24 protein-coding genes are annotated in these 26518 nt (G+C 63.0%); 7 read left to right on the forward strand and 17 right to left on the reverse strand.

Translation table 11 applies throughout. The annotated features are described in order from the left end of the window. Positions 1 to 24: 24 nt before the first annotated feature. The 8 genes from I8N66_RS10755 to I8N66_RS10785 form a co-directional block, all read right to left on the reverse strand. Positions 25 to 717 carry a response regulator transcription factor gene (locus tag I8N66_RS10755; protein ID WP_223726331.1) on the reverse strand — a complete coding sequence of 231 codons (693 nt, stop codon included), beginning with the start codon at positions 715 to 717 and terminating at the stop codon, positions 25 to 27. Then, positions 714 to 3410, reverse strand: coding sequence for a sensor histidine kinase KdpD (locus tag I8N66_RS10760; protein WP_291153391.1), 2697 nt, complete (start codon positions 3408 to 3410; stop codon positions 714 to 716). The genes I8N66_RS10755 and I8N66_RS10760 overlap by 4 nt, the downstream gene beginning before the upstream one ends. Before the next feature lie 8 nt (positions 3411 to 3418). Beyond that, positions 3419 to 3988 carry a potassium-transporting ATPase subunit KdpC gene (gene kdpC / locus I8N66_RS10765; RefSeq protein ID WP_291153393.1) on the reverse strand — a complete coding sequence of 190 codons (570 nt, stop codon included), beginning with the start codon at positions 3986 to 3988 and terminating at the stop codon, positions 3419 to 3421. A gap of 2 nt (positions 3989 to 3990) precedes the next feature. Next, positions 3991 to 6108, reverse strand: a complete 2118-nt coding sequence (gene kdpB / locus I8N66_RS10770) for a potassium-transporting ATPase subunit KdpB (protein ID WP_291153396.1) — start codon at positions 6106 to 6108, stop codon at positions 3991 to 3993. Positions 6109 to 6120: 12 nt separating this feature from the next. Continuing rightward, a complete protein-coding gene (gene kdpA, locus I8N66_RS10775) occupies positions 6121 to 7830 on the reverse strand; it encodes a potassium-transporting ATPase subunit KdpA (protein ID WP_291153400.1) in 1710 nt (569 codons plus the stop codon). 85 nt (positions 7831 to 7915) lie between these two features. Continuing rightward, entirely contained in the window at positions 7916 to 8002 is an 87-nt protein-coding gene (kdpF, locus tag I8N66_RS37525; protein WP_057248082.1) for a K(+)-transporting ATPase subunit F, read from the reverse strand. Positions 8003 to 8330: 328 nt separating this feature from the next. After that, positions 8331 to 9491 carry an AI-2E family transporter gene (locus I8N66_RS10780; RefSeq protein WP_113536766.1) on the reverse strand — a complete coding sequence of 387 codons (1161 nt, stop codon included), beginning with the start codon at positions 9489 to 9491 and terminating at the stop codon, positions 8331 to 8333. A 188-nt stretch (positions 9492 to 9679) separates the two neighbouring features. Beyond that, a complete protein-coding gene (locus I8N66_RS10785) occupies positions 9680 to 10906 on the reverse strand; it encodes an MFS transporter (protein ID WP_291153404.1) in 1227 nt (408 codons plus the stop codon). Positions 10907 to 11249: 343 nt separating this feature from the next. Between I8N66_RS10785 and I8N66_RS10790 the strand changes: the two genes are divergently transcribed. Next, positions 11250 to 12950 (forward strand): long-chain fatty acid--CoA ligase, encoded by a 1701-nt coding sequence (locus I8N66_RS10790; RefSeq protein ID WP_291153406.1) that lies wholly within the window; start codon positions 11250 to 11252, stop codon positions 12948 to 12950. A gap of 138 nt (positions 12951 to 13088) precedes the next feature. Next, positions 13089 to 14714: a glucose-6-phosphate isomerase gene (gene pgi / locus I8N66_RS10795; RefSeq protein ID WP_291153408.1), complete on the forward strand. Its 1626-nt coding sequence runs from the start codon at positions 13089 to 13091 to the stop codon at positions 14712 to 14714. A gap of 79 nt (positions 14715 to 14793) precedes the next feature. On the opposite strand, the gene I8N66_RS10800 is transcribed toward pgi, so the two are convergent. Continuing rightward, positions 14794 to 15387, reverse strand: a complete 594-nt coding sequence (locus tag I8N66_RS10800; RefSeq protein ID WP_291153410.1) for a hypothetical protein — start codon at positions 15385 to 15387, stop codon at positions 14794 to 14796. An 82-nt stretch (positions 15388 to 15469) separates the two neighbouring features. Here I8N66_RS10800 and I8N66_RS10805 point away from each other — a divergent pair, with 82 nt between their 5' ends. Next, positions 15470 to 16024 carry a DUF2975 domain-containing protein gene (locus I8N66_RS10805; protein ID WP_291153412.1) on the forward strand — a complete coding sequence of 185 codons (555 nt, stop codon included), beginning with the start codon at positions 15470 to 15472 and terminating at the stop codon, positions 16022 to 16024. 3 nt (positions 16025 to 16027) lie between these two features. Then, on the forward strand, positions 16028 to 16243 hold the full coding sequence (locus I8N66_RS10810; RefSeq protein ID WP_113536556.1) for a helix-turn-helix transcriptional regulator: 216 nt from the start codon (positions 16028 to 16030) through the stop codon (positions 16241 to 16243). Positions 16244 to 16250: 7 nt separating this feature from the next. On the opposite strand, the gene I8N66_RS10815 is transcribed toward I8N66_RS10810, so the two are convergent. From I8N66_RS10815 to I8N66_RS10845, 7 genes are all read right to left on the reverse strand, one after another. Continuing rightward, positions 16251 to 17177, reverse strand: a complete 927-nt coding sequence (locus I8N66_RS10815) for a carbohydrate kinase (RefSeq protein WP_113536557.1) — start codon at positions 17175 to 17177, stop codon at positions 16251 to 16253. 92 nt (positions 17178 to 17269) lie between these two features. After that, entirely contained in the window at positions 17270 to 17962 is a 693-nt protein-coding gene (locus tag I8N66_RS10820; protein WP_291153415.1) for an orotate phosphoribosyltransferase, read from the reverse strand. 128 nt (positions 17963 to 18090) lie between these two features. After that, complete coding sequence (gene pyrC, locus I8N66_RS10825; protein ID WP_113536558.1) at positions 18091 to 19128, reverse strand: dihydroorotase; 1038 nt, start codon at positions 19126 to 19128, stop codon at positions 18091 to 18093. A 186-nt stretch (positions 19129 to 19314) separates the two neighbouring features. Next, the gene (locus I8N66_RS10830; RefSeq protein WP_113536559.1) at positions 19315 to 19938 is read right to left on the reverse strand and encodes a nucleoside triphosphate hydrolase; all 624 of its coding nucleotides are present in this window, start codon (positions 19936 to 19938) and stop codon (positions 19315 to 19317) included. Next, positions 19935 to 20717, reverse strand: a complete 783-nt coding sequence (locus I8N66_RS10835) for an ATP-binding cassette domain-containing protein (protein ID WP_113536560.1) — start codon at positions 20715 to 20717, stop codon at positions 19935 to 19937. The genes I8N66_RS10830 and I8N66_RS10835 overlap by 4 nt, the downstream gene beginning before the upstream one ends. Then, entirely contained in the window at positions 20717 to 21802 is a 1086-nt protein-coding gene (locus I8N66_RS10840; protein ID WP_113536561.1) for an ABC transporter permease, read from the reverse strand. Before I8N66_RS10840 ends, I8N66_RS10835 begins: the two co-directional genes overlap by 1 nt. Positions 21803 to 22003: 201 nt before the next feature. Further along, positions 22004 to 23029: a sugar ABC transporter substrate-binding protein gene (locus I8N66_RS10845; protein ID WP_113536767.1), complete on the reverse strand. Its 1026-nt coding sequence runs from the start codon at positions 23027 to 23029 to the stop codon at positions 22004 to 22006. 348 nt (positions 23030 to 23377) lie between these two features. Between I8N66_RS10845 and I8N66_RS10850 the strand changes: the two genes are divergently transcribed. Beyond that, on the forward strand, positions 23378 to 24610 hold the full coding sequence (locus I8N66_RS10850; RefSeq protein ID WP_113536562.1) for an ROK family transcriptional regulator: 1233 nt from the start codon (positions 23378 to 23380) through the stop codon (positions 24608 to 24610). After that, the gene (locus tag I8N66_RS10855; RefSeq protein WP_113536563.1) at positions 24610 to 25038 is read left to right on the forward strand and encodes an RbsD/FucU family protein; all 429 of its coding nucleotides are present in this window, start codon (positions 24610 to 24612) and stop codon (positions 25036 to 25038) included. The genes I8N66_RS10850 and I8N66_RS10855 overlap by 1 nt, the downstream gene beginning before the upstream one ends. A 57-nt stretch (positions 25039 to 25095) precedes the next feature. On the opposite strand, the gene I8N66_RS10860 is transcribed toward I8N66_RS10855, so the two are convergent. Next, positions 25096 to 25518 (reverse strand): DoxX family protein, encoded by a 423-nt coding sequence (locus tag I8N66_RS10860; protein WP_113536564.1) that lies wholly within the window; start codon positions 25516 to 25518, stop codon positions 25096 to 25098. A gap of 262 nt (positions 25519 to 25780) precedes the next feature. Between I8N66_RS10860 and I8N66_RS10865 the strand changes: the two genes are divergently transcribed. Further along, positions 25781 to 26485: a Crp/Fnr family transcriptional regulator gene (locus tag I8N66_RS10865; protein WP_113536565.1), complete on the forward strand. Its 705-nt coding sequence runs from the start codon at positions 25781 to 25783 to the stop codon at positions 26483 to 26485. Positions 26486 to 26518 lie beyond the last annotated feature (33 nt).

Below are 26518 nucleotides of genomic sequence, written 5' to 3' on the forward strand. Positions count from 1 at the left end.
GCCGTTTTTGGCGGCAGCCTGCCGTCAACCCTCGTCGCCGACGAAACGATAGCCGACGCCCGGCTCAGTGCGGATGATCTTCGGGTCGGCGGGGTCACGCTCGATCTTGCCGCGCAGCTGGCCGATGAAGACGCGCAGATAATGCAGGTCTTCGCCATGCGCGACGCCCCAGACCGAGGTCAGCAGCGTCTTGTGTGTAACGACGCGGCCGGCGTGATGGGCGAGCATGACCAGGAGGTCATATTCCTTCGGCGTCAGCCGCACCGGTTCGCCGTCCTTGGTCACCACCCGCTTGATCGTGTCGATCGACACGCCATCGGCGGAAAGCTGGGTCTGGCCGCCTTCCATCTGCACGCGATGGCGAAGGGCAGCTCGAATGCGGGCGGTCAGCTCGCCGATGCCGAAGGGTTTTTCGATGTAATCATCGGCGCCGAGGTCAAGCGCTGCGATCTTCTCGCTTTCGCGGTCGCGGGCCGAAAGGATGATGATCGGCACCTGCGACCAGCCGCGCAGATTGGCGATGACTTCCTTGCCGTCCATATCGGGCAGGCCGAGATCGAGGATGACGACATCCGGAGCCGTCGTCGCAGCTGCTTTCAGCGCCTCGGCGCCGGTCATGGCCTCCCGAACATCGTAGCCGGCGGCGCTGAGGGCCGGTTTCAGAAAACGCTGGATTTGGGGTTCGTCGTCGACAACGAGGATACGCTCCACGCTCATGCACGGTCCTTTTCGGATATTTCAGGCTTGGCGGCGGGAAAGCGCATGGAAATGCGCGTGCCGCGGCGGCGAAGCGCCGGGCTTTCCGCCTTGATCTGGCCGCCCATTGCCTCGACGAAACCCTTGGCGATCGAAAGCCCGAGGCCCGTACCTGGCGTGCGGCCATCCGCCTTGCCGCGGCGGAAAAACTTTTCGAAGACCTGTTCGAGATCCTTGGGCGCGATGCCCTTGCCGAGATCGGTCACCGACAGCACGATCTCTTTGCCGTCCGAGCGGGCATAGATGCTGATCGGCTCGTCGCCGCCATACTTGTTGGCATTGTCGAGCAGGTTGAAGAGCACCTGCCCGAGAAGCACGCTGTCGCCGCGCATCAGGGGCAGATCGGGCGCGATGCTGGTTTCGATCTCGCGGTCAGGGAAATACTTGCGGGCACGATCGACGGCAGCTCGAACCGCGTCGACGACATCGACCCAATCGCGCTTGGCGTTGACAGTACCCGCCTCGATGCGGGTCATGTCGAGCAGGTTGGCGACGAAACGGGTCAGTCGCCCACCTTCTTCCTCGATCGACTTCAACAGATCGTCGCGGCTTTCCGGCGGCATGCGGTCGCCAAGTTGGCGCAAGCTGGTGACGGCCCCTGTGATGGTGGCAAGCGGCGTCCGAAGGTCATGGGATATCGACGACAGGAGGGCCGCGCGAAAGCGCTCGCCCTCGAGTTTTGCCGCCTGATCCAGGCTTTCGCGCGACAAGCGCGCCCGGTCGACGGCAATCGCCGTCTGGTCGAGGATCGCGGCCAGCGCGCGCTCCTCGTTGATCTCTAGCGGCTTGTCGGCCTGGATGAAACCACAGACGCCGACAACGCCGTGCGGGCTCGTCAGCGGGCGGAAGTGAAAGGGGCTGTTCGGTAGCGTGCCGGTTCCGTTGCCGGCCGGCTCCTGCTTGTCCATTGCCCAGCGCGCCGCCATGATATCGGTGACGTCGAGCTCCGTATCCGGTGGCCAGGCAGCCTTCAGCTGCAGATCGCCCTCCTCGGGCAACAGCAGCGCCGAGCTGCGCTTCAACGTCGACTGCATCTGCGTCACGGCCGCCCAGAGCACGTCATCGGCCTTGGCCGTACCGGAAAGCTTGCGGGAGAAATCATAGAGCGCCTGGGTTGCAGCAGCGCGCCGGCGCGCCGTCTTTGCCTGTTCGCGAACCCGCGATGCCAGGCTGCCGGCAAGGGCGGCGGCAGCAAGGAAGATGACGAGCGCGAAGACCTCGTGCGGCTCGGCAATTGTGAAAGTGCCGGTCGGCCGAATGAAGAAGAAATTGTAGGCGAGCACCGAAAACAGCGCCGCCGCGATCGCCGCGACGTGGCCTGCATAGGTCGCAGAAGCCAGCACGGCGAGCAGATAGAGCAGCGAGATGTTGGGCAGAACGACGAAACGGCCGAGCAGCAAACCGATCGCGGTTGCCGCCCCCACCGACCCGGCGGCGATGCCGATCGCGCGTCCGAGCCCCGGCGGCAGGGACCTCTTTACGGTGGATCGCCGCTTGGCCGGCACCGTTTCGCGATCGGTGACGAGGTGGATACCGACACCGGACACCCGCTCCGCCAGAGCATCGGGAAGCGGCTGGCGAAACAACCGCATCGGGAGGGACTGACGGCGGGCGCCGATGACGATCTGCGTTGCGTGTTCGCGACGCGCAAGCTTCAGGATTTCCTCGACGAAATCGTTGCCGATGATGCGGCGCGTCTCAGCGCCCAGCTGTTCGGCGAGGCGAAAGGTCTCGTCGAGGCGGCGGACGTCCTCGCCATCACCACTCTCTCGGTCGGCGCGCTCGATGAACACGACGATCCAGGGAGCATTCAAGCCCTCGGCCAGCCGGCTTGCGGTGCGCACCACCTTTTCGGAGAGTGGATCGGAGCCGATGCAGACCAGCAGACGCTCGCCACTCGCCCAGATCCCTTCGATCGCACTCTGCTTGAGATAGTCGACCATCTGGTCGTCGACGCGGTCGGCGGTGCGCCGAAGCGCGAGTTCGCGCAGGGCCGTCAGGTTGCCGAGGCGGAAGAAGCGGTCGACCGCGCGCTTGGCGCTGTCGGGCAGATAGACCTTGCCCTCCTTCAACCGCTCGATCAGCTCAGCCGGCGGCAGATCGACAAGCAGCACGTCGTCAGCGCGCTTCAACACCGTGTCCGGCACCCGTTCGCGCACCGGCACACCCGCAATCTGCGCGACGATGTCAGAGAGGCTTTCGAGATGCTGGATGTTGAGCGCGGTCCAGACATCGATGCCCGCAGCGATCAGTTCCTCGATATCCTGGTAACGCTTCGGGTGCCGGCTTTCAGCCGAATTGCTGTGGGCAAGCTCGTCAACGACGATGATCTTGGGTCGCCGGGCAAGGGCCGCATCGAGATCGAATTCGGAAAGCACACGGCCGCGATGGTTCACATCGCGGCGCGGCAGGATTTCCAGACCCTCGACCAGCGCGGCGGTTTCGCCGCGTCCGTGGGTTTCGACCAGCCCGATGACGATATCGACGCCGTCTTCCTTCAGTCGGCGTGCCCGCATCAACATCGCATAGGTCTTGCCGACGCCGGGGGCGGCGCCGAGGAAAACGGTCAGTTTTCCCCGACGGTCCTGTGCAGCGAGCGCCAGCAGGGCGTCTGGGTCTGGGCGACTTTTGGCGTCGCGTTCACTGTCGGGCATTCATTGTCTCAGGTTTGAGGCGCATCAAGAGCCAGGTTCAGTTCTAGCACATTGACGCGCGGCTCGCCTACGATCCCGAAGAGCCGGCCTTCCGTTGCCTTGTCGACCAGGGCGGCGATATCCGCCTCGGTGAGGCCGCGCGCCTTGGCGACGCGAGCGACCTGCGCATCGGCGTAAGCCGGCGTGATATGCGGGTCGAGGCCGGAGCCGGATGTCGTCACCGCATCCGCGGGGATTTCGCCGGCGAGGCCTGCGGACTTCAGCCACTCGACGTCGGCGGCGACGCGATCCTTCAGCTTGACCGAGGTGGCCCCGAGATTGGAGCCGCTCGACGCACCGGCATTATAGGCCTCCGGGCCGGTCGCGGATGGGCGCGGCCAGAAGTATTTGTCGGACGTGAAGTTCTGGCCGATCAGCGCGGAGCCGATCAGGGTGCCGTCCTTCCTGATGAGGCTGCCATTTGCCTGAGCGGGCATCAACACCTGCGCGGCGCCGGTGATGGCGAAGGGATAGGCAAGGCCGGTGATGGCAGACAGAAGCACGATCATCACGATGGCGGGGCGAAGTTGGTTCAGCATGGTTACACCAGATTGAATGCGTTGACGGCGAGGTCGACCAGCTTGATGCCTGCGAAGGGCAGGAGAAGACCGCCGAGGCCGTAGACAATGAGGTTGCGACGCAGCAGGGCGGCCGCGCCGACCGGCCGATACCTGACGCCCTTCAGCGCCAGCGGGATCAGCGCGACGATGATCAGCGCGTTGAAGATGACGGCCGAGAGGATCGCCGATTGCGGCGAGCCGAGGCCCATTATGTTGAGCGCGGCCAGCGCCGGATAGGTGGTGATGAACAGCGCCGGGATGATGGCGAAGTACTTCGCCACGTCGTTGGCGATCGAAAACGTCGTGAGCGAGCCGCGGGTCATCAGCAGCTGCTTGCCGATCTCGACAATCTCGATGAGCTTCGTCGGGCTGGAATCGAGGTCCACCATGTTGGCGGCCTCGCGGGCGGCCTGCGTCCCGGTCTGCATCGCGACGCCGACATCGGCCTGGGCGAGCGCCGGAGCGTCGTTGGTGCCGTCGCCGCACATGGCGATCAGACGGCCGCCCTGTTGCTCCCGGCGGATATAGGCAAGTTTGTCCTCCGGCGTCGCTTCGGCGAGGAAGTCGTCAACCCCCGCTTCAGAGGCAATGGCCGCGGCGGTCACCGGGTTATCGCCGGTGACCATGACGGTGCGGATGCCCATGGCACGCAGGGCCGCGAAGCGCTCCTTGATGCCCGGCTTCACCACGTCCTTGAGATGGATGACGCCGAGCAGGCGCGGACCATCGGCAACGGCAAGCGGCGTGCCGCCGGTGCGCGCCACCTGGTCGACGGCGCGGCGGAACTCGTTCGGCACGTTCTCGTCGCGGATGCCGGTGAACTTCAGGATGGAATCGACAGCACCCTTGCGCAGCCGGCGCCCGCCGAAGTCGACGCCCGAGAGCCTGGTTTCCGCGGCAAAGGGGATGACGGCGTCGATCCGGGTCGAACCCATCCGGTTTGCACCACCCCCAACGGCGAGCGCCACGACTTCACCTTTTTCCGAGACGGGAAGCGACACATCCGGGGTCTGGCGGCCGAACTCACCGGTCGCAAGTGCAGCAATCGAGCGCCCCTCCGGCGTTTCATCGGCAAGGCTCGCAAGGAGCGCCGCATCGGCAACCTCGGCCTCCGTCACGCCGGGGACCGGCATGAAGTCGGCGGCCATGCGGTTACCGAAGGTGATCGTGCCCGTCTTGTCGAGCAGCAGCGTATCGACGTCGCCGGCAGCCTCCACAGCCCGGCCGGAGGTGGCGATCACGTTGAAGCGGACCAGGCGGTCCATGCCGGCAATGCCGATTGCCGAAAGCAGACCACCGATGGTGGTCGGGATCAGCGTTACCAGCAGCGCAGCGAGCACGGTGACCGAGAGAACCGTACCGGAATAACCGGCAAGGCCCCAGAGCGTGACGACGGCGACGAGGAAGATCAGCGTCAGGCCCGAGAGCAGGATCGACAGCGCGATCTCGTTCGGGGTCTTCTGACGCTGGGCGCCTTCGATCAGCGCGATCATGCGATCGACGAAGGTGTTTCCGGGGGCAACGGCGATGCGTACCTTGATCCAGTCGGACAGCACCTGCGTGCCGCCGGTGACGGCCGAACGGTCGCCGCCGGACTCGCGGATGACGGGCGCGGATTCACCGGTGATGGCGCTTTCGTTGACAGAGGCGACGCCCTCGACCACCTCGCCGTCGCCGGGGATCAGATCCCCGGCTTCGACCAGCACGAGATCGCCGACCTTCAGCGATATCGCCGGGATTTCCTGGGTTTCGCGGCCTTCCGCCGATACGAGCTTGCGGGCCGTCAGTTCGGACTTGGTGCGCCGCAGGCTGTCGGCCTGTGCCTTGCCGCGCCCTTCGGCGACGGCTTCTGCGAAGGTGGCAAACAGCACGGTGAACCACAGCCAGGCAGCGATCTGCCCGGAGAAGAGCGGGCTGCCGCTGCCGGTTGCAAGGTCACGGACAAAGAAGCCGGTGACCACGGCCGCAACCACCTCGGTGACGAAGATCACCGGGTTGCGCACGAGCTGGCGGGGATCGAGCTTGACGAACGCCGCCTTGACCGCCGGCAGAAGAATGGCCGGGTCCAGAAGACTGGGAGCAACTGGTTTGGAAGTCATGTGTCGAATTCCTTAGAAGGTCTGGCCGGCAAGCATCGAAAAATGCTCGACGATGGGACCGAGAGCGAGCGCCGGGAAGAACTGCAGCCCGCCGAGAATGAGGATGATGCCGACGAGCAGGCCGACGAAGAGCGGCGTGTCGGTCGGGAAGGTGCCCTTGGACGCCGGCACGCGGGTCTTGACGGCAATGGCGCCGGCGATCGCCATGACGGGAACGGCATAGGCGAAGCGGCCGAGCAGCATCGCGAGGCCGAGTGTCGTGTTGTACCAGGGCGTATTGCCGGTCAGCCCACCGAAGGCCGAGCCGTTGTTGCCGGCGGCGGAAGTGAAGGCATAGAGGATTTCCGACAGGCCGTGCGGCCCGGCGGTGCCGATGCTCGCGATCGCGAAGGGTAGCATGGCGGAGACGGCGGCAAAACCGAGGATCGTCACCGGCAGGATGAGCACCGCAAACATCGCGTATTTCATCTCGCGCGCTTCGATCTTCTTGCCGAGCAGTTCGGGCGTGCGGCCGACCATCAGGCCGGCGACGAAGACGGCGAGGATCGCGAAGACGACCATGCCATAGAGGCCGGAACCGACGCCGCCGGGCAAAACCTCGCCGAGCTGCATCAGGAACATCGGCACGAGGCCACCAAGACCGGTCAACGAGCCGTGCATGCCGTTGACGCCGCCATCCGACAGACCGGTGGTAACAGCCGCATAAAGCGCCGTCATCGCCTGGCCGAAACGGACTTCCTTGCCTTCCATGTTGCCCTGGGCGGCATCGAGACCGAGCGCCGTCAGGATCGGGTTGCCCTGGGATTCCGCCCAGTAGACAACGGCAACACCGGAAATCAGAAGGATTGCGGTGACGGCGATGAAGGCCCAGGCCTGACGACGGTTACCGACCATCTGGCCGAAGGTGTAGACGAGCGCTGCCGAGATCGACAGCATCGCGAAGATGTTGAGGTAGTTGGAAAACGCCGTCGGGTTCTCGAACGGGTGAGCGGCGTTGACGTTGAAGAAGCCGCCGCCATTGGTGCCGAGCTGCTTGATCGCCTCCTGGCTTGCGACCGGACCGATCGAGATCGTTTGCTTGGCGCCCTCGAGCGTCGTTGCCGTGAGGTCGGCGTGGAAGGTCTGCGGCAGACCGCTCCAGACCATGGCGAGCGCCATGACGACCGCGATCGGCAAGAGCACATAGAGCGTCGAACGGGTGAGATCGACCCAGAAATTGCCGACGGTTGCGGCATTCGAACGGGCAAAGGCGCGGGTGACCGCGAGCGCCATGGCGATACCGGTCGCAGCCGAGACGAAGTTGTGCACCGTCAATCCGGCCATCTGGCTGAAATGGCTGAGGGTCGTTTCGCCGCCGTAGTTCTGCCAGTTGGTGTTGGTGACGAAGCTGACCGCCGTGTTGAAGGCAAGGTCGGAGGGCATGCCCGCAAAACCCTGCGGGTTCATCGGCAGGTAGGCCTGCAGCCTCAGGATCGCATAGAGCGAAACGAAGCCGGCGAGGCTGAAGGCCAGCATCGACATCGTATAGGCGAGCCAGCCCTGTTCCTTGTTCGGATCGACGCCGGCAGCGAGATAAAGGCCGCGCTCGACGGGACCGAGAATGGGTGAAAAGACGTTGCGTTCGCCGGAGAAGACCCGCGCCATATAAAGCCCCAGCGGCTTGATGACGATCAGGACGGCGACGAAAAGGAGGCTGATCTGCAGCCACCCGATGATAGACATGAGATTTCTCCGCTAAGGGCGACCGGACGGCACGAAGGACGCCCGGCTGATGCGAACGGCCAAGGGTGCGAACCCTTCGCCGGGATCAGAACCGTTCCGGGCGAACGAGGGTGACGACGAGATAGGCCGCGAGCGCGACGGCGACGGCGAGACCGATCAGGGCTTCGAACATCGTGACCCTCCTAGAGACGGCTCAGCGCGCGCGCATAAAGCGCGAACACGACAAAGCCACCGATGCCGGCGGCAAGGAAAAGAACATCGGACATGCAAATACTCCGGACTGTTGAGGTCCGGATCTTGCGCCCGCGGCGGGTCAATTATCGATTGCGATGGTTGGAAGGGCGCATAAGGAAAAGGTAAAGACGCCCGTTTCTCCAGTTCGGGAAGGCGAGAAGCGGCCTTCGTGAACACAGGATCGGATCAATGTCCGCGTATCGGCAAGACGTTGAACGCATTCGCGCGGCCGAGCTTTTGCGGCCGCTGGCTTGGCGCGAATGCGCCTAGCCCTTGATGATGTGGTTGACGTTCGTTTCCGTGGGAGCGGTGACTTCGCGCATCCACTCGCGCCAGATGGCCACCAGCAGCGCCATCAGCACCGGACCGACGAAGAGGCCGAGGAAGCCCATGGTCTTCACACCGCCGACGAGGCCGAAGAAGGTCGGCAGGAACGGGAGCTTGATCGGTCCACCGACGAGTCGCGGCCGCAGCGTCTTGTCGACGATGAAGAGCTCGGTCGTGCCCCAGGCAAAGAGAGCAATACCGTGAACCGGAGAGCCACTGGCGACGAGATAGACCGAGACCAGCGTGAAGCAGAGCGGCGCGCCGCCGGGAATGAGGGCCATGAGGCCAGTGATGATGCCGAGCGTAACCGGCGACGGCACGCCGGCAAGCCAGTAGGCCACGCCGAGCACGATGCCCTCGCCGATGGCGATGATGCCCATGCCCGTGACCGTCGAGCTGATCGTCAGCGGCACGACGCGCGACAGGCGCTCCCAGCGCATCGGGAAGATGCGCTCGCCAAGCTTATCGAGCTGGCCGGAGAAGGAATGGCCGTCGCGATAGACGAAAAACAGCGTGATCAGCATGAACAGCAGCGTCAGGAAGGCGTGGAACGTCGAGGCACCGACAACCAGAACGCCACGATAGATATTGCCGATGTTGGAACCGCTGACGAGCTGGACGAGTTCGCCAAGCGCACCCGGGTGACCGATATGCTTCACCCATTGCTCGCCGAGCCAGGCGCCGGCGACCGGGATACCGGACAGCCAGGCAGGGACCAGTGCACCATTGGCATTGGTCTCGACCGCCCAGACGACCCAGTCGCGTACTTCATCGACCGCATAGACCGCGGCGATCGAGATCGGCACGACGATGAAGGAAATGACGCAAACGATGGCGATGGTCGCGGCGAGCGTGCGATTGCCGTTCACGGCGGCAAGCAGCCGGCGGTAGATCGGCCAGCTGGCAAAACCGATGACGACGGCGGCCAGCACCGGCACCACGAAGCCATGGAAGAAATAGACGCCTGCAAGGAGAACGAAGACCAGCATCCAGCGGGCAGCGGTCATCGGGCCGACAAGGGCATGGCGCGAAATGGCTGTGTGCCCGAGGAGCCGTGGCTCCACCGCAAAGTTCTCTCGTTCGCGATTACCCAATTGCACCAATGATCCTCCGTCTTCCGACGAGCTTACAACAAACCCGCGGCCTTGCCAGCCTGCCTAGTGCCGCGCGCCGCCCCTTTGCCCCTGCTTTACGGTAGTTTCAGGGCCATAAGCGACGCTAGCGGCGGGACATGACAGAAAAATTTAGGAGGGTGCAAGTTCTCCAGGCCTTCTTTCGGCAAAGCCGGTCATTCCGCCGCAGGCTTTGCGGCCAGGCGAGCGGGGGGCTGAGCACGATCGACGAAGACGGATGCGAGGAAGATGCCGAAGCCGGCAACACCGAGAACGGCACCGACAAGACCGGTGGAGGTCCAGCCATAGCCTGCGGCGATCGAGGCGCCGCCAAGCCAGGCGCCCAGCGCATTGGCAAGGTTGAAGGCGGAATGGCTGAGTGCCGCCGCCAGTGTCTGTGCCTCGCCGGCGACATCCATCAGCCGCGTCTGCACACCCGGCACGACCGCGAAACCGCCGCCGATGAAGAGCACGTTGACGATCGCGATCCACGGATTGCCCATGGTGAAATAGAAGAGCACATAGGCAAAGATGTTGAAGACGATGGCGATGCCGATCGCCGGCAACAGCGCCCAGTCGGCAAGTCGCGCGCCCACGATGTTGCCGAGGATCATGCCGGCGCCGAAGACCGACAGCATGATCGGCACATTGGCAAGCGAGACACCCGCGACTTCGGTGAGCGCCGGGGTGATGTAGCTGAAGACCGCGAACATGCCGCCGCAGCCGATGGCGCAGATGCCGAGCATCAGCCAGACCTGCAGCTTGCCGAGCGCTCCCAGTTCGCGGAGCGGCGTCGCCTTCGGGTTGCCCTTGTCGCGCGGCACGTGGACGAAGCTCAGCGCCACGGTCAAAAGGCTGATAGCGCCGACGATCGCAAAGGCGGACCGCCAGCCGAGCGCCTGGCCGAACCAGGCGACGAGCGGCGTGCCGAAAAGGGTGGCGATCGTCAGCCCCATCATCACCCGGCCAACGGCGCGGGCCCGTTGGTGCGGCGGCGCGAGACCCGCCGCGACCAGGGCGGCAACGCCGAAATAGGCACCATGCGGCAGGCCGGCGAAGAAGCGCGCGGCGATCAGCGTGTAGAAGTCCGGCGCGATCGCACTGGCGAAATTGCCGACGGCGAAGATCAGCATCAGTGCGAGCAGCACGCGGAAGCGGGAGAAGCGGGCGGCCAGCACCGCAATCAACGGCGCACCGACGACCACGCCGAGCGCATAGGCGCTGATCACGGCCCCGGCCCGCGGCACCGACACAGCAACATCATCGGCGACCTGCGGCAACAGACCCATGATGGCGAATTCGCCGGTGCCGATCCCGAAGCCGCCGACGGCGAGCGCCACTTCGGCGGCGGAGACGCGCGCCCGGCGCGGTTCGACGGCGGAGGAATAAGCTTCGTCACACATGAGCAATAGCCTGCATCGTCCGACCCAAGGGAGAAGACCGGAGAAGAATCTGGGGAATATATCGGCGGATGTCGGATCGAACCAACAAGGATATGCTGCAATGCAATACAGTGTTTTCCCTTGGCAGGCAAAGCTTTTGCAGCTCTCGTCATACTTTTTCGGGAGCGCAGTCAGCGCCTGTTAACCGTAAGCTTGGTTGACGTTTACGTCAAAGTTAGATAATCCCGAATCTCAGCTTGAAGAGGTGTATCAAAAGCATCATCTTCATCGGCATGAGAAGGTCGGGAGGGATTTTCTCAGGCCGCGAGCAGGCCAGCCTGTGGCGACCAGAGGGAGAGAGGTCATGGCGGAAGTCAGCGCACAACAAACGGGTACCAGCCCAGGCAAGATCTGGCTGAAATCCTATCCATCCGGAATAGCCGCCGAAATCGGCCCCCTACCCTATAAATCGATCGGCGAGTTCTTCGACCACGCCGTTGCCCGTTATTCGAACCGTCCGGCCTTCACCTGCATGGGCAAGACGTTGAGCTTTGCCGACCTCAATGCCGAGTCCGCCAAGATCGGCGCTTGGCTGCAGTCCCTTGGCCTTGCCAAGGGCGATCGCGTCGCGGTGATGATGCCCAACGTCCTGCAGAACCCGGTCATCGTTTACGGCATTCTCAGAGCCGGCTTCACCGTGGTGAACGTCAACCCGCTCTATACGCCGCGCGAATTGCAGCACCAGTTGGTCGATTCCGGCGCCAAGGCGATCTTCGTTCTCGAGAACTTTGCGCATACGGTGCAGCAGGTCCTCGACAAGACCTCGGTTAAACACGTCGTCGTCGCCACGATGGGCGACATGCTTGGTCTGAAGGGTGCGATCGTCAATCTGGTGGTGCGCCGGATCAAGAAGCTGGTTCCCGCCTGGTCGATCCCCGGCCACCTCCCCTTCAAGAGCGCGCTTGCCAAGGGCGGCCGCAACACAATGAAGAAGCCGAACGTCGCCGCAAGCGATGTCGCCTTCCTGCAATATACCGGCGGCACGACCGGGGTCTCGAAGGGTGCGACCCTCACCCATTCGAACCTGCTGTCGAACATGGCGCAGATGGAGATCTGGTTCGAGACGGCATTTCGCTCGCGCGCACGCCCCGACAACCTCGTCTTCATGTGCGCGCTGCCGCTCTATCATATCTTCGCGCTCACGGTGAATTCACTGATGGGGCTTGCCACTGGCGGCAACAACATCCTGATCCCCAATCCGCGCGACATTCCGGGCTTCGTCAAGGAACTGGGCAAGCACAAGACCAACATCTTCCCCGGCCTCAACACGCTGTTCAACGCACTGATGAACAATGCGGAGTTCCAGAAGCTCGACTTCTCGTCGTTGATGCTGACCTTCGGCGGCGGCATGGCGATCCAGCGCCCGGTCGCCGAACGCTGGAAACAGATGACCGGATGCTCGATCGCCGAAGGCTACGGCCTGTCGGAGACCTCGCCAGTGGCAACGGCCAACATCCTCGACGCAACCGAGTTCACCGGCACGATCGGCATGCCGATCCCGTCCACCGATGTCGAAATCCGCGACGACCAGGGCAACACCTTGCCGATCGGTGAAGTCGGCGAGATATGCATCCGCGGCCCGCAGGTGATGGCCGGCTACTGGCAGCGGCCTGATGAAACCGCCAAGGCGATCTCGCCGGATGGCTTCTTCCGCTCGGGCGATGTCGGCTTCATGAACGCGGCCGGACTCGTCAAGATCGTCGACCGCAAGAAGGACATGATCCTCGTCTCGGGCTTCAACGTTTTCCCGAACGAGATCGAGGAAGTGGCGATGACCCATCCCGGCATCCTCGAATGCGCCGCGATCGGCATCCCGGACGAGCACTCCGGCGAGGCGGTCAAGCTTTTCGTGGTCAAGAAGGATCCCGCACTGACGGAGGACGACGTCAAGCGTCACTGCGCCGCCAATCTCACCAACTACAAGCGCCCGCGTTTCGTCGAATTCCGTACCGAATTGCCAAAGACCAATGTCGGCAAGATCCTGCGCAAGGACCTGCGCGGGTAAACTACTCCAAAATTCAAACGATTTAAAAAATCCTGAAAACCGCCACTTCGGCGGTTTTCCAGTCTTGATTTGGTCCACTTAAAGCGAATAGCTACGCAGGCGATTGTCCGACACACTGTCCGACCAAGGAGCCCCGCGATGAAAGCGCTTGTCGACCAACTCAAAGCAACCGCCTCTGAGACCAACGCAACCGATATCCGCGCGGCCTTCGCCAGCGACGCCGATCGCTTCCAGCGCTTCAGCACCACGCTCGGTGATATGCTGTTCGACTATTCGAAATGCGCCGTCAACGACAAGGTGCTCGACGGCCTGGAAGCGCTCGCCAAGGCGGCCAAGGTCGAGGAGAAGCGGGACGCGATGTTCCGCGGCGACATCATCAACATCACCGAGGAGCGCGCCGTGCTGCACACGGCGCTGCGCAACCGCGGCAACCGCCCCATCCTCGTCGACGGCAAGGACGTGATGCCCGACGTCAACGGCGTGCTTGCCGCCATGGGCGCTTTCGCCGACGGCGTCCGCTCGGGAGCGCTCAAGGGTGCGACCGGCAAGAAGATCACCGACGTCATAAACATCGGCATCGGCGGCTCCGACCTCGGCCCCGTCATGGCGACGCTGGCGCTAGCACCTTTCCATGATGGTCCGCGCCTACACTTTGTTTCCAACATCGACGGCGCCCATATCGCCGACACGCTGAAGCTCGTCGATCCGGAAACCTCGCTCTTCATCATCGCCTCGAAGACTTTCACCACCATCGAGACGATGACCAATGCCGCGACAGCTCGCGCCTTCATCGCCGACAAGCTCGGCGAAGCTGCCGTCGGCCATCACTTCGCTGCCGTCTCGACCGCACTCGACAAGGTAGCCGCCTTCGGCATCGACCACGCTCGCGTCTTCGGTTTCTGGGACTGGGTCGGCGGGCGCTACTCGATCTGGTCGGCGATCGGCCTGCCGCTGATGATCGCCATCGGCAAGGAGAATTTCGGCCGCTTCCTCGATGGCGGTCATGCCATCGACGAACATTTCCGCACCGCGCCGATCCGTGAGAACATTCCGGTTCTGCTCGGCCTGCTCGGCTTCTACCATCGCAACGTGCTCGGCTACCCGTCGCGCGCGATCCTGCCCTATGACCAGCGCCTGTCGCGCTTCCCGGCCTACCTGCAGCAGCTCGACATGGAATCGAACGGCAAGGCGGTCACGCTCGACAGCACGCCCGTCGAGTACTCGACCGGTCCGGTTGTCTGGGGCGAGCCCGGCACCAATGGCCAACACGCCTTCTACCAGCTCATCCACCAGGGCACGGACATCATCCCGGCCGAGTTCATGATCGCCGCCAACGGCCACGAGAAGAACCTGCGCCACCAGCACGAACTGCTGATTGCCAATTGCCTGGCACAGTCCGAGGCGCTGATGAAGGGCCGTACGCTTGCCGAGGCCAAGGCACAGCTGACCGCCAAGGGCATGGCCGATGCCAAGGCCGACAAGATTGCTCCGCACCGCGTCTTCACCGGCAACCGCCCGTCGCTGACGATCGTCTACGACCAGCTCGATCCCTTCGCGCTCGGTCGGCTCATTGCCCTTTATGAGCACCGCGTCTTCGTCGAAGGTGCGCTGTTCAACATCAACTCCTTCGACCAGTGGGGCGTCGAGCTCGGCAAGGAGCTGGCAACCGGCCTGCTTCCTGTTGTCGAAGGCAAGGAGAGTGCAGCCGGTCACGATTCTTCGACCGCAGGTCTGGTAGCAGCCTTGCTGAAGGCCGCGCATTAACCAGGCCCGCGTGGTTCACCCCGGAACCGCACAGCTCTAAGCAACAAGGCCCGAGGCGCGCGTCGCACCTCGGGCCCCATCATTTTGCGCAGGCCGGTAGCGCCATGGCGCCCGCTGGTTTCAGCACCTGCATCAGATCGAGATTCGACAACACCGGAAAATAGTCCGTGTCCGGCGCCAACTGCATCCAGGCATTGACCGCGACCTTGCGGCCCGCCGGGAAGTCACCACGCCAGCAGCCGCCCGAGAAATTGACCGACAGGCTGCCACGGTTGCCGGGCGCGTTCCCTTGTGCCAATGCGATCTTCGCCTGCAACACCCGCAAACGTGCGGCATCGGTCTCAGCGAGCGCCAAAACGTAGAGCGTCTCGCCCGAAGATATGCGGTCTGCGAGTACGGAACTCGACACCCCTCCCGCCTGAACGTCGAGCGCATAGTTCTGGCTCTCCGGAGGAGCATTCCCGTCCCGCCAGGAGAGCCCCAGCGTGGCATCGCCTCGCCTCAGGACGAGCTCCTTCGGTACGACGAGCGCGACACGAAGATCGGCCGGATTGGTCTTCGAGGGGTCGAGCCTCGACAACTTGTCGATCGAGCCGACGTTCAGTGCCGCACTGGCGGCAAGCAGGTTCAACAGCAGGAAAAGGAAAGGGTTTTTGAGAAAACGAAAAGGCATGGCGCGACACCAAAATCACAATTGACGACAATTACTTATTGTTTTACGATAAAAATACAAGTCAAACGATAAAGGAATTTTGATGCCGAATACCGCCGAGAGGCTGCGCAAGCTCAGCCGATTCATGAAGGTCATGGTGGTTTTGAGCGGCGCGTTGTTTTGCTCTGCCGTCGTCTACGGGCACTGGCAGATTTTCTTCGACCGGCAGGGCTTCGAGCAGGAAATACGCGACATCGTCTTTCCGCGCGTGGAAATCATCACCCTTTCCTACCGCGCAATCGCCACGGTCATTTTCCTGACTGCGATCAACAATGCACTCGTCATCGCCGGCCTCGTCTTTGCCTGGCAGCTTTTCGATGGCTTTCAGCGCGGCGAGATCCTCTCCGGCCGCAACGGCGTTCTGCTTCGGCGGGTGGGACTGACGGCGATCGCCGGTTCGCTGTGCATAACGATCAGCAACGCAATCGGTATCCTGGCGGTCACCTACGACAATCCCGGCACGACGGGACACTCAGTCATGTTCGACATCAACGGAGGCACCATCATCGTGATGCTGATGTCCGGGCTCGTCGTCGGCCTCGGCCACGTTATGGTCATCGCGTCGGGGGTCGAAGCGGAGAACAGGAGCTTCGTCTAACGCATGCCGATTGTCGTCAATCTCGATGTAATGCTGGCGAAACGGAAAGTCCGCTCACGCGATCTCGCCGAGCAGGTGGGGATCACCGAGCAGAACATCTCGCTGTTGAAATCGGGAAAAGTGAAAGGCGTGCGCTTCGATACGCTGGAGAAGATCTGCGCCGCATTGGAATGCCAGCCGGGCGATATCCTGGAATACCGCCCGGAACCGGAAGAATAAGAAAAGCTCAGAGGCCGATTTCGTGCTTCCACGGCGGGTTTGCGCCAGCGCGCGAGACGGTGACGGCCGCCGCCTTGGCGCCGAGCGCCAGCGCGTTGCGGACGGCGGTTTCGGTGAGATCGGCGACATCGGCCTTGGTCAGGAGACCGGCGAGCTTCAGCGACGCCAGCACGCCGGCATCGAACGTGTCGCCGGCGCCGACCGTATCGACCACCGTGACCTTTTCGCCGGCGACTTCGACCTTGTGACGCGCCGTATAGCCGACGGCGCCATCGGCACCCTTGGTGATCAGCACCAGCTTCGGTCCGCGCTTCAGCCATTCGGCAGCAAGATCGTCGTGGCTGCCCTCCATGCCGAACCAAGCGATATCCTCGTCGGAGAACTTGATGATATCCGACATCGCCGCCATACGGTTCATGCGCGCGAGATGGGCTTCCCTATCCTTGATGAAGCCGGGACGGATGTTCGGATCGAAGGAGATCACCCGCTTTTCGTGCTCGCGCGTCATCAATGCTTCATAGGTCGAGCCGCAGGGCTCCGGGATCAGGCTGATCGCGCCGAAGTGCAGCGCCTCGCAGAAATCGCCGAGCGCCGGCAGGTGCTCGCGGGCGATCATGCGTCCGGCGGTGTTTTCGTCGAAAAAGGCGTAGCTCGCATGGCCGTTGACGAGTTTGACGAAGGCGAGCGTCGTAGGCAGCGAGAGGGTCGCGCAGGGGCCGAAATCCACGTTCGCCGCCTTCAGCGTCTCGCGCAGGATATCGCCGAACATGTCGTCGGAGAGGCCGGTAAAAAAGCCGGTCGGAATGCCGAGCCGCCCGAGCGCGATCGCCGTGTTGAAGATCGCCCCGCCAGCATAGGGCGCGAAAGCATTCTCGCCCGCGGTCGTGTCCCGCGGCAGCATGTCGATCAGCGCTTCTCCGCAACATACGATCATCGGCTTTTCCTCCCCGATAGTATTTCAATCGATTTAAAACGAATAACTCAAGACTCGACGAGGCCCCGGCGGAACCGGGGCCTCGTCGAACATTATGCCAGCGCGCTCACGCCACCGTTGCGGCCCGACCAAGCGAGCGGCGCGGTGAGGAAGGCCACGACTTCGCCCAGCGTCTTCTCGTCGAACAGCTTCTGCTCGCGGGCAACCGCTAGCACGTTGCGCCAGGTGGCGATCCAGTGCAGGTCGACGCCCTTGCCCTTCATCTCGCCGACCGCTTCCGGGAAGATGTCGTAGTAGAAGAGCGCAATGCCATGGTCGACGATGCCGCCAGCCGCACGGATGGCGTCGATGAACTTGAACATCGAGCCGCCGGCCGTCGTCAGGTCCTCGATGACGAGGACGCGGGCGCCTTCCGGCATATGGCCTTCGATCTGGGCGTTGCGGCCGTGGCCCTTGGGCGCCTTGCGGACATAGATCATCGGCAGGCCGAGGCGCTCGGCGAGCATCGCGGCAAAGGGAATGCCCGCAGTTTCGCCACCGGCCACCACGTCGAACTTCTCAAAACCGGCTTCGCGCAGGATCGACGCTGCAGCAAAATCCATCACCGCCGAACGGATGCGCGGATAGGAAATCAGCTTGCGGCAGTCGATGTAAACCGGGCTCGCCATGCCGGACGATAGCTTGTAGGGCTTGTCGGCGCTGAAATGCACGGCCTTGATCTCCCAGAGCATCTTGGCGACCAGCTCGGCCATGACGGCCTTGTCGGTGAACGCGTTGGAAAACATCAAACTCTCCTTCAATTCTCTGCAGCGCCGCGCGTCTGTTCAGACGCGCAAAGGTCGCTGCAACATCATTGACTGCTGCATAATTTTGTCCTTGGATCCATCCGATCCAAGGAATTATGCAGTGGCGATCAGACGACGGCCCAGTGCAGTGGGAACATCGGATCGAACACGGTGACCGGACCGGCGCCGGTCTCGATCTTCTTCGGATAGGTGACAACCTCTGCCTGCTTGCGCAGCGTGATCGTTTCCTCGTTGACCGGCAGGCCGTACCAGGCGGGGCCGTTCAGCGAGGCGAAGGCTTCGAGCCTGTCGAGCGCGCCTTCCTCTTCGAACACATGCGCCAGGCAGCTCATGGTGTTGATCGAAGTGTAGATGCCGGCGCAGCCGCAGGCGCACTCCTTCAGCGGATCGACATGGGGTGCCGAGTCCGTGCCGAGGAAGAAGCGCTTGTCGCCGGAAACCGCGGCAGCGCGCAGCGCCAGGCGATGGTTCTCGCGCTTGGCAACCGGCAGGCAGTAGTAATGCGGCTTGATCCCGCCGACGAGAATGGCGTTGCGGTTGATGATCAAGTGATGGGTGGTGATCGAACCCGCAAGGTTCGCCTTCGACGCCTTGATGTAGTCGATACCGTCCTTGGTGGTGACATGCTCCATCGTCACCTTCAGCTCCGGCAGCCGCTTGCGCAGCGGATCGAGCACGGTCTCGATGAACACGGCCTCGCGGTCGAAGATATCGACATCCGAGCTCGTGACCTCGCCATGCACGCAGAGAGGCAGGCCGATCTTCGCCATGCGCTCCAGCACCGGCATCGCCTCATCGATGTTGCGCACGCCGCTGTGCGAGTTGGTCGTCGCGCCCGCGGGATAGAGCTTGACGGCCTTGACGAGGCCGCTCCTGTGGCCGGCCTCGACGTCGTCGGGGCTGGTACCTGCGGTCAGATAAAGCGTCATCAGCGGCTCGAACCGGTCCCCGGTTGGGATCGCCGAGAGGATACGCTCTCGATAGGCGCTCGCATCTGCCGTCGTGACGATAGGCGGAACCAGGTTGGGCATGATGATCGCGCGGGCGAAATGGCGGCTGGTATCGGCGATAACGCCCTTCAGCATATCGCCGTCGCGCAGGTGAAGGTGCCAATCATCCGGCCGGCGGATTACGAGGTCTTGCATGGTCAGCGTTCTCCTAGGTCAGAGCAGGCGCAGACGGAAATCCGCCGCTCCAGGCTCGTCGCGCCCGACCCGCGCGCGCGGCTTTGCAGCCGGCAGGTGCGGGTCGCGGGCGGTTTCTCATGTGGTGGAACCGCGTCTCGATATCACCAATGCGCCAGGAAACACAATCGACAATCCAACCATCGCTCAGAAATCCGCTAGCACCAGATCGGCCGGCCGCTGACGGTCAACGACGCGGCGGGCATTCGGAATGTCGTTGCCGAAGGCTTTTCGCTTCGCCGCCTCCTCGTCATAACCATGATCGTACCAGCGCTTCAAAAGTCGCCGCTCCAGCTCCTCAACGCCTGGATTGATGAAGATGGTAAAATCGAAGGCGCCCTCCAGCTTGTTCCACGGCGACTCGTCGAGCAGCAGATAGTTGCCTTCCACCAGAACGATGCGGGTCTCGGGTGAGACGATCCGGGCAGAGGCGATCGCGATCTCTCGCGTACGATCGAAGACCGGCACCAGCACCTCGCCATCATTGGCGCGCACTGCCGCAACAGTCGACAGGAACGCCCTGACGTCGAAGGTTTCCGGCGCTCCCTTGCGCGGCAGCAGGCCCTTTTCCTCCAGAACGGCATTGTCCATATGGAAACCGTCCATCGGCAGCACCGCCGCCTTTTCGCCACCGGCCACCAGCGTCTCGGCGAGTGCATCCGAAAGCGTCGACTTGCCGGCACCGGGCGGACCGGCAATGGCGACGACGAAACGGGCGGCGCCGCCGGCCGCCCGCTTCAGGATTTCGTTGGCGATCGGCTCGACGTTCATGCCGCAAGCGCCTCGCGCGGCGGCTCCTTGGCGCCGGTCATGAAGGCCACCGCATCCGACATCGTGTGCTCCTTCGGATTTATGACGCAGAGGCGCTTGCCGAGACGGTGAACATGGATCCGGTCGGCCACCTCGAACACATGCGGCATGTTGTGCGAGATCAAGACGATCGGCAGACCGCGCGAACGCACGTCAAGGATCAACTCCAGCACGCGCCGGCTTTCCTTGACGCCGAGCGCGGCTGTCGGCTCGTCCATGATCACCACCTTGGAGCCGAAGGCTGCGGCACGGGCCACCGCCACGCCCTGGCGCTGGCCGCCCGAGAGCGTTTCCACCGCCTGGTTGATGTTCTGGATGGTCATCAGGCCGAGCTCGGACAGTTTGGCCCGCGCCTTCTTCTCCATCTCGGCCCGGTCAAGCGTGCGGAAGAGCTTGCCCATGAGGCCGGGTTTGCGGATTTCGCGACCGAGGAACATGTTGTCGGCGATCGACAGCGCCGGCGACAGTGCCAGGTTCTGATAGACCGTCTCGATACCGGCCGTTCGCGCATCCATCGGCGAGCGGAAATTCACCGGCTTGCCTTCCAGCCTTATCTCGCCTTCATCCGGCGAGATGGCGCCGGAAATCGCCTTGATCATCGAGGACTTGCCGGCACCGTTGTCGCCGATCACGGCGAGGATTTCGCCGGGATAGAGATCGAAATCCGCATGATCGAGCGCGGTGACCCGACCATATCGCTTGACCAGGCCGCGTGCGGTGAGAATGGGTTCCTGAGCCATCAGCCTGCTACCTTTCTGATCCATTGGTCGATTGCGACGGCGGTGATGATCAAAACGCCGGTGAGGAAGACTTTCCATTGCGGGTCGGCACCCAGCATGTTGAGGCCCATGGAGACCACGCCGACGATCATCGCACCGATCAGCGTGCCAAGGATCGATCCGCGTCCACCGAACAGCGAGATACCGCCGATCACGGCCGCAGTGATGGCCTGCAGATTGTAGTCGGTGACGGCTGCGGAGGGCGAGATCGAGCCATTGCGGCCGATCGAGACCCAGGCGGCAAGAGCGGCGATCAGACCGGCGAGCGTGTAGGCGCTGAGGAGCACGCGGCTGGTGCGGATACCGGAGAGCTTGGCGGCTTCCGGATCGTCGCCGACAGCATAGAGGTGCCGTCCCCAGGCGGTGTGGTTGAGCGCGTACCAGAGGCCGAAGACCAGCACGACCATCATCACTACGCCAAGCGTGAACACCGCAGAGCCCACCTTGAAGCTGACGCCGAAGACGTGGAGCATCTGGGTGACCGCCGTCACATCGGCCTCGCGGATCGTAGCGTTGGCGGAGTAGATGAAGTTCGTCGACATGATCACGTACCAGGTGCCGAGCGTGACGATAAACGGCGGAAGCTTGACCCTGGAGACGAGGAAACCGTTGAGGAAGCCGCAAGCGCCGCCGACGACAAAGCCGAGGAAAATCGCGATTGGCGCGGGAAGCCCGTAGGTCACGGCGCAATTGCCCATGATGACCGCCGAGAGCACCATGATCACGCCGATCGAAAGATCAATGCCGGCCGTCAGGATCACCAGTGTCTGCGCTGCGCCGAGAATACCGACGATGGCGATCTGCTGCAGGATGAGGGTCAACGTATAGGACGAGAAGAACTTGCCCCCGATGGCCATGCCGAAGATCAGGATCGCGGCGACCAGGACGATGAACGGCACGGCTGCCGGGGTCGAATGCAGGAAATGCTGGATCTTCTGGACCGCTGTCTTGTCATGCGTATCGAACGACGCGACCTGCGTCGAACTGTTGACCAGGACTTTTTCGAATTCCTGGGATGGCTGTGCGGCTGCGTTGGGCTCGCCCATGGACCTTCCTCCCGTGAACCCCACTCCCAAGGGGTTGCGATGCTGCTCGGTGCACAGCCCGCCCACCGTGTGGCGGGCATCAGCACTCTTACAAGAAGCTGCGCGGTTTTCATCGCCTTGTCAAAGACATCGGCGCTTACGCGAAGGGCGGCCGGGGCCGCCCTTCCGTAGCTCGTTCATGCGTTCGAAACGTAGAGGCGATCAGCCCCAGCACTTATCCGTGCCGACCTTGGTGTCGATCGATTCGACGCCGGCAGCCGGCTTGTCGGTCACGAGCGAAACACCGGTGTCGAAGAAGTCCTTGCCTTCGGTCGGCTTCGGCTTTTCGCCGGTATCGGCGAACTTCTTGATTGCCTCGATGCCGAGTGCGGCCATCATCAGCGGGTACTGCTGCGAGGTGGCGCCAATGACGCCTTCGGCGACCGATTTGACACCCGGGCAACCGCCGTCGACGGAGACGATCAACACGTCCTTTTCCTTGCCGACGGCTTTCAGCGCCTGATAGGCGCCGACGGCAGCCGGCTCATTGATGGTGTGGATGACGTTGATATCCGGATCCTTCTGCAGAAGGTTTTCCATGGCCTTGCGGCCACCCTCTTCGTTGCCGTTGGTCACGTCGTGGCCGACGATGCGCGGATCATCCTCGTCGCCGATCTTGTTCGGGTCCTTCGGGTCGATGCCGAAGCCGATCATGAAGCCCTGGTCGCGCAGGACGTCGACCGTCGGCTGCGACGGCGTCAGATCGAGGAAGCCGATCTTGGCGGTCTTGGCGCCTTCGCCCATGGTGGCCGCAGCCCATTGGCCGATCAGCTTGCCAGCCAGCAGGTTGTCGGTTGCAAAGGTCGCGTCGGCTGCGGTTGCCGGATCAAGCGGCGTATCGAGGGCAATCACCAGCAGGCCGGCATCCTGCGCTTTCTTCACCTGGTCGACGATCGCCTTGGTATCGGAAGCCGCGATCAGGATGCCCTTCGCGCCATCGGCGATGCAGGATTCGATCGCAGCCACCTGGCTGTCATGGTCGCCGTCGATCTTGCCGGCATAGGCCTTCAGCGTCACGCCGAGTTCCTTGGCCTTGGCGGTCGCGCCTTCCTTCATCTTGACGAAGAACGGGTTGGTATCGGTCTTGGTGATCAGGCAGGCGCTGACATCGGCGGCCTGCGCCGGCGCGGCGAAGACGACGCCAAGCGACAGCGCGCCGAAAGCGGCGGAAAGAACAGTCTTCTTCATGAAATCCTCCCAAGGATTGAAAATCGTGCCGGCGTACCGGCCCAGGCCACGCCACCGCAGCATTCTCCTCCGCTGCGAGCGACGCTTCCGAGATAAAAACAAACACTAAATTTCCGGGGTGTCAATAAATAAATCAAATTGAATTATTATTTCGATGTGTCATTCTTGCGATGACGACGCTCCGCCGGAGGATTGGTGCGCCCATCAAATTGACAGAGCCGCGACAAGTGGAAACAAGAGACCTGCGCCAAGCGGGCACCAGAACGGGATCAGGGAAAATCGCATGCGGTTTTCCGCCCGCATCCCGCTCTCATTTATGATCCAGTGCCAACGGGAGGAGACGGTGGCATGTCATTGACAGACGGTCCTGATCGGGGACCGACGCAACCTGAAGTCATCGACCCGAGCGGCGGCGCCAACCAGACGCGTGTGCGCGCCTACAATGAGCGCCTGGTCATGTCGCTGGTCAGGCGTCACGGCGGCCTTTCGAAGGCCGATATCGCTCGCCGCTCGGGCCTTTCGGCGCAGACCGTTTCGGTCATCATGCGGGCGCTGGAAAGCGATGGCCTTCTGGTCAAGGGCGATCCGGTTCGCGGCAAGGTCGGACAGCCTTCGACGCCGATGCGGCTCAATCCGGACGCGGTCTTTTCCTTCGGCGTCAAGATCGGCCGGCGCAGCGCCGATCTCGTGCTGATGGATTTCGTCGGCAGCATCCGGCTGCATCTGCACCATGTGCACGCCTATCCGCTGCCCGGCGATCTCGTCGACTTCATCATTTCCGGCATGGCCAAGCTCGAACAGCAGCTCTCACCGGACCAGAGGAAGCGGATCGCCGGCATCGGCATCGCCACGCCCTTCGAGCTCTGGAACTGGGCGGAGGAAGTGGGCGCCCCACGCGAGGAAATGAACAAGTGGCGCGACGTCGATCTGCAGGCGGCAGTCTCGGCCCGCACCACCTATCCGGTCTTTCTGCAGAATGACGGCACCAGCGCCTGCGGCGCGGAACTCGCGTTCGGCGTCGGCGCCAGCTATCCGGACTTCGTCTATTTCTACATCGGCTCGTTCATCGGCGGCGGCGTCGTCCTGAACTCAGCACTCTTTTCCGGACGCACCGGCACCGCCGGCGCCGTTGGCCCGCTGCCGGTCTCAGGCAAGGACGGCAAGACTATCCAGCTCCTGAAGATCGCCTCGGTTTTCGTGCTCGAGAACCTCTTGCGCGCACGCGGCATCGATCCGCGGCCACTCTGGTACTCGGCCGATGACTGGATCGATTTCGGCGAGCCGCTGGACGTCTGGATCGACGACTGTGGCGCAGCACTCGCCCAGGCGGTCGTGTCGGCCGTTTCCATCGTCGACTTCTCCGCCGTCGTCATCGATGGCGGCTTCCCGCCCTGGGTCCGCGCCCGGCTGCTCGCCGCCACGCGCAAGGCGCTCTATGAGCTCGACCTTCAGGGCGTGACCATTCCGGAGCTGGTGGAAGGCATCGTCGGCAGCCATGCGCGCGCCATCGGCGGCGCCAGCCTGCCGCTCTTCTCCCGCTACCTGCTCGACACCAATGTCCTCTTCAAGGAGCTCGGCTGATGCTGAAAGGAATTAACCCGATCCTCAGTCCCGAGCTGCTGGCAACGCTCCGGGCGATGGGCCATGGCGACGAGATCGCGCTGGTCGATGGCAACTACCCGGGGCAGGAGCACGCGCGCCGTCTCGTCCGTCTCGACGGACACCCGTTGATCCCGGTGCTCGACGCCATCCTCAGCGTTTTCCCGATCGATGATTTCGTGCCCGAAGCGATCTTCCGTGCCACGGTCAAGCAGGACAGGGACGCGCTCGACCCGGTGCACAGCGAGATCATCGCATGCTGCAGCCGGCATGAGCCGGACCGCCCGGTCATTCCCTTGCTCGGCGCGGACTTCTACCCGCGGGTGAGGGCTGCCCACACCGTGGTCCAGACGAGTGAACCCAGGCTCTACGGCAACGTCATCCTGCGCAAGGGCGTGATCTATCCCTGAAACGCAAAAAGCCCGCCGATGGACGGCGGGCTTTTGTGATTGCGGCGAGACCAAGTCTCAGGCGCCGCGCTTGTCGACCGACAAGGCACCGGGGCCGAAGGCGGCCAGCACGAAGAAACCGCCGGCGATAGCAACGTTCTTCATCATCATCAGGCCGTTGAAGACGGTCAACAGGCCGTTGGCTTCCGGCGGGAAGTTCGGGATGCTGATTGCGCCGCTGTGGAAGGCGAACGCCGTGACCAGGCTGAACAGACCCAGCAGATAGGCGGCAATCTTGGTCTGGAAGCCGACGAGAACGGCAAGGCCGGCCACCAGCTCGAAGAGGCCAGCGAGGTAGGCGAGTGCGGTCGGTGCCGGCCAGCCGGCGCCGGTGATCATCTGGGCAGTGCCCGACGGATCCATCAGCTTGCTGAAACCGGACATGATGAACATGATAGAGAGCAGGACGCGTCCGACGAGGACGACAACATTCTGAGGCATGCGAGGCTCCTGTGAGAAATGGGGTGTTGGCAACAGAAGTACCAGCATTCTCAAAATCAGCTAGCCGTCGCGCGGGCGACAGATCGTTCACAAAAATGAAACGACCCGGAGACATCGTCAACCTTTGCGGCTGGCATTCTCTCGCTCGTCTGACGGCGGACACGGAACTACATCGTCAGCAAATCGTTCTTTTCTATTGCAAGGACGCAGCGGCTAGGCGAAGAATTTCGGCGCGGCAGGGGACGCCGCCCGGGGGCATGTCATGAACGAAATCAACAGGAGCCCGACATTCTGGCGCTCGTTTCCGATCTTTGAAGAATTCGACAAGAATGCCATTGCCGAACTTGCCGATATCGCGACCTACAGGAAGTGGCCGGCCGGCACGGTAATCTTCCAGCGCGGCGACGAAGGCAATTACATGATTGTCGTCATCTCCGGGCGCATCAAGCTATCGCTGATCACCCCGCAGGGCCGCGAGCTGATGCTGCGCCAGCACGAGGCCGGCGCGATCTTCGGCGAAATGGCGGTGCTGGACGGCCAGACGCGCTCCGCCGATGCCACGGCGATGACCGCCTCCGAGGGCTATGTGATCGGCAAGAAAGCCTTTCTCGATATCGTCACCAATCGACCGGAGGCAGCCGAGGCCGTCATCCGCTTCCTCTGCGCCCAGCTACGAGACACAACCGAGCGACTGGAGACCATTGCACTCTACGACCTCAACGCCCGTGTCGCGCGCTTCTTCCTCGCGACACTCCGCCAGATCCACGGCAACGAGTTGCCGGAGAGCGCCAATCTCAGGCTGACCATGAGCCAGACGGATATCGCCGGTGTACTCGGTGCCAGCCGGCCGAAGGTCAACCGCGCCATCCAATGGCTGGAAGAGAGCGGCGCCATCAAGCGGAACGACGGCATCATCGCCTGCAAGGTCGGTCGCCTGCACAGTATTGCCGACCCGGAGGAGCACTAGACCGCATGGTCACTGAGCCGCGCCGGCCATTGC

It is taken from the genome of Ensifer sp. SSB1 (genome assembly GCF_016652895.1).
GTDB lineage: Bacteria > Pseudomonadota > Alphaproteobacteria > Rhizobiales > Rhizobiaceae > Ensifer.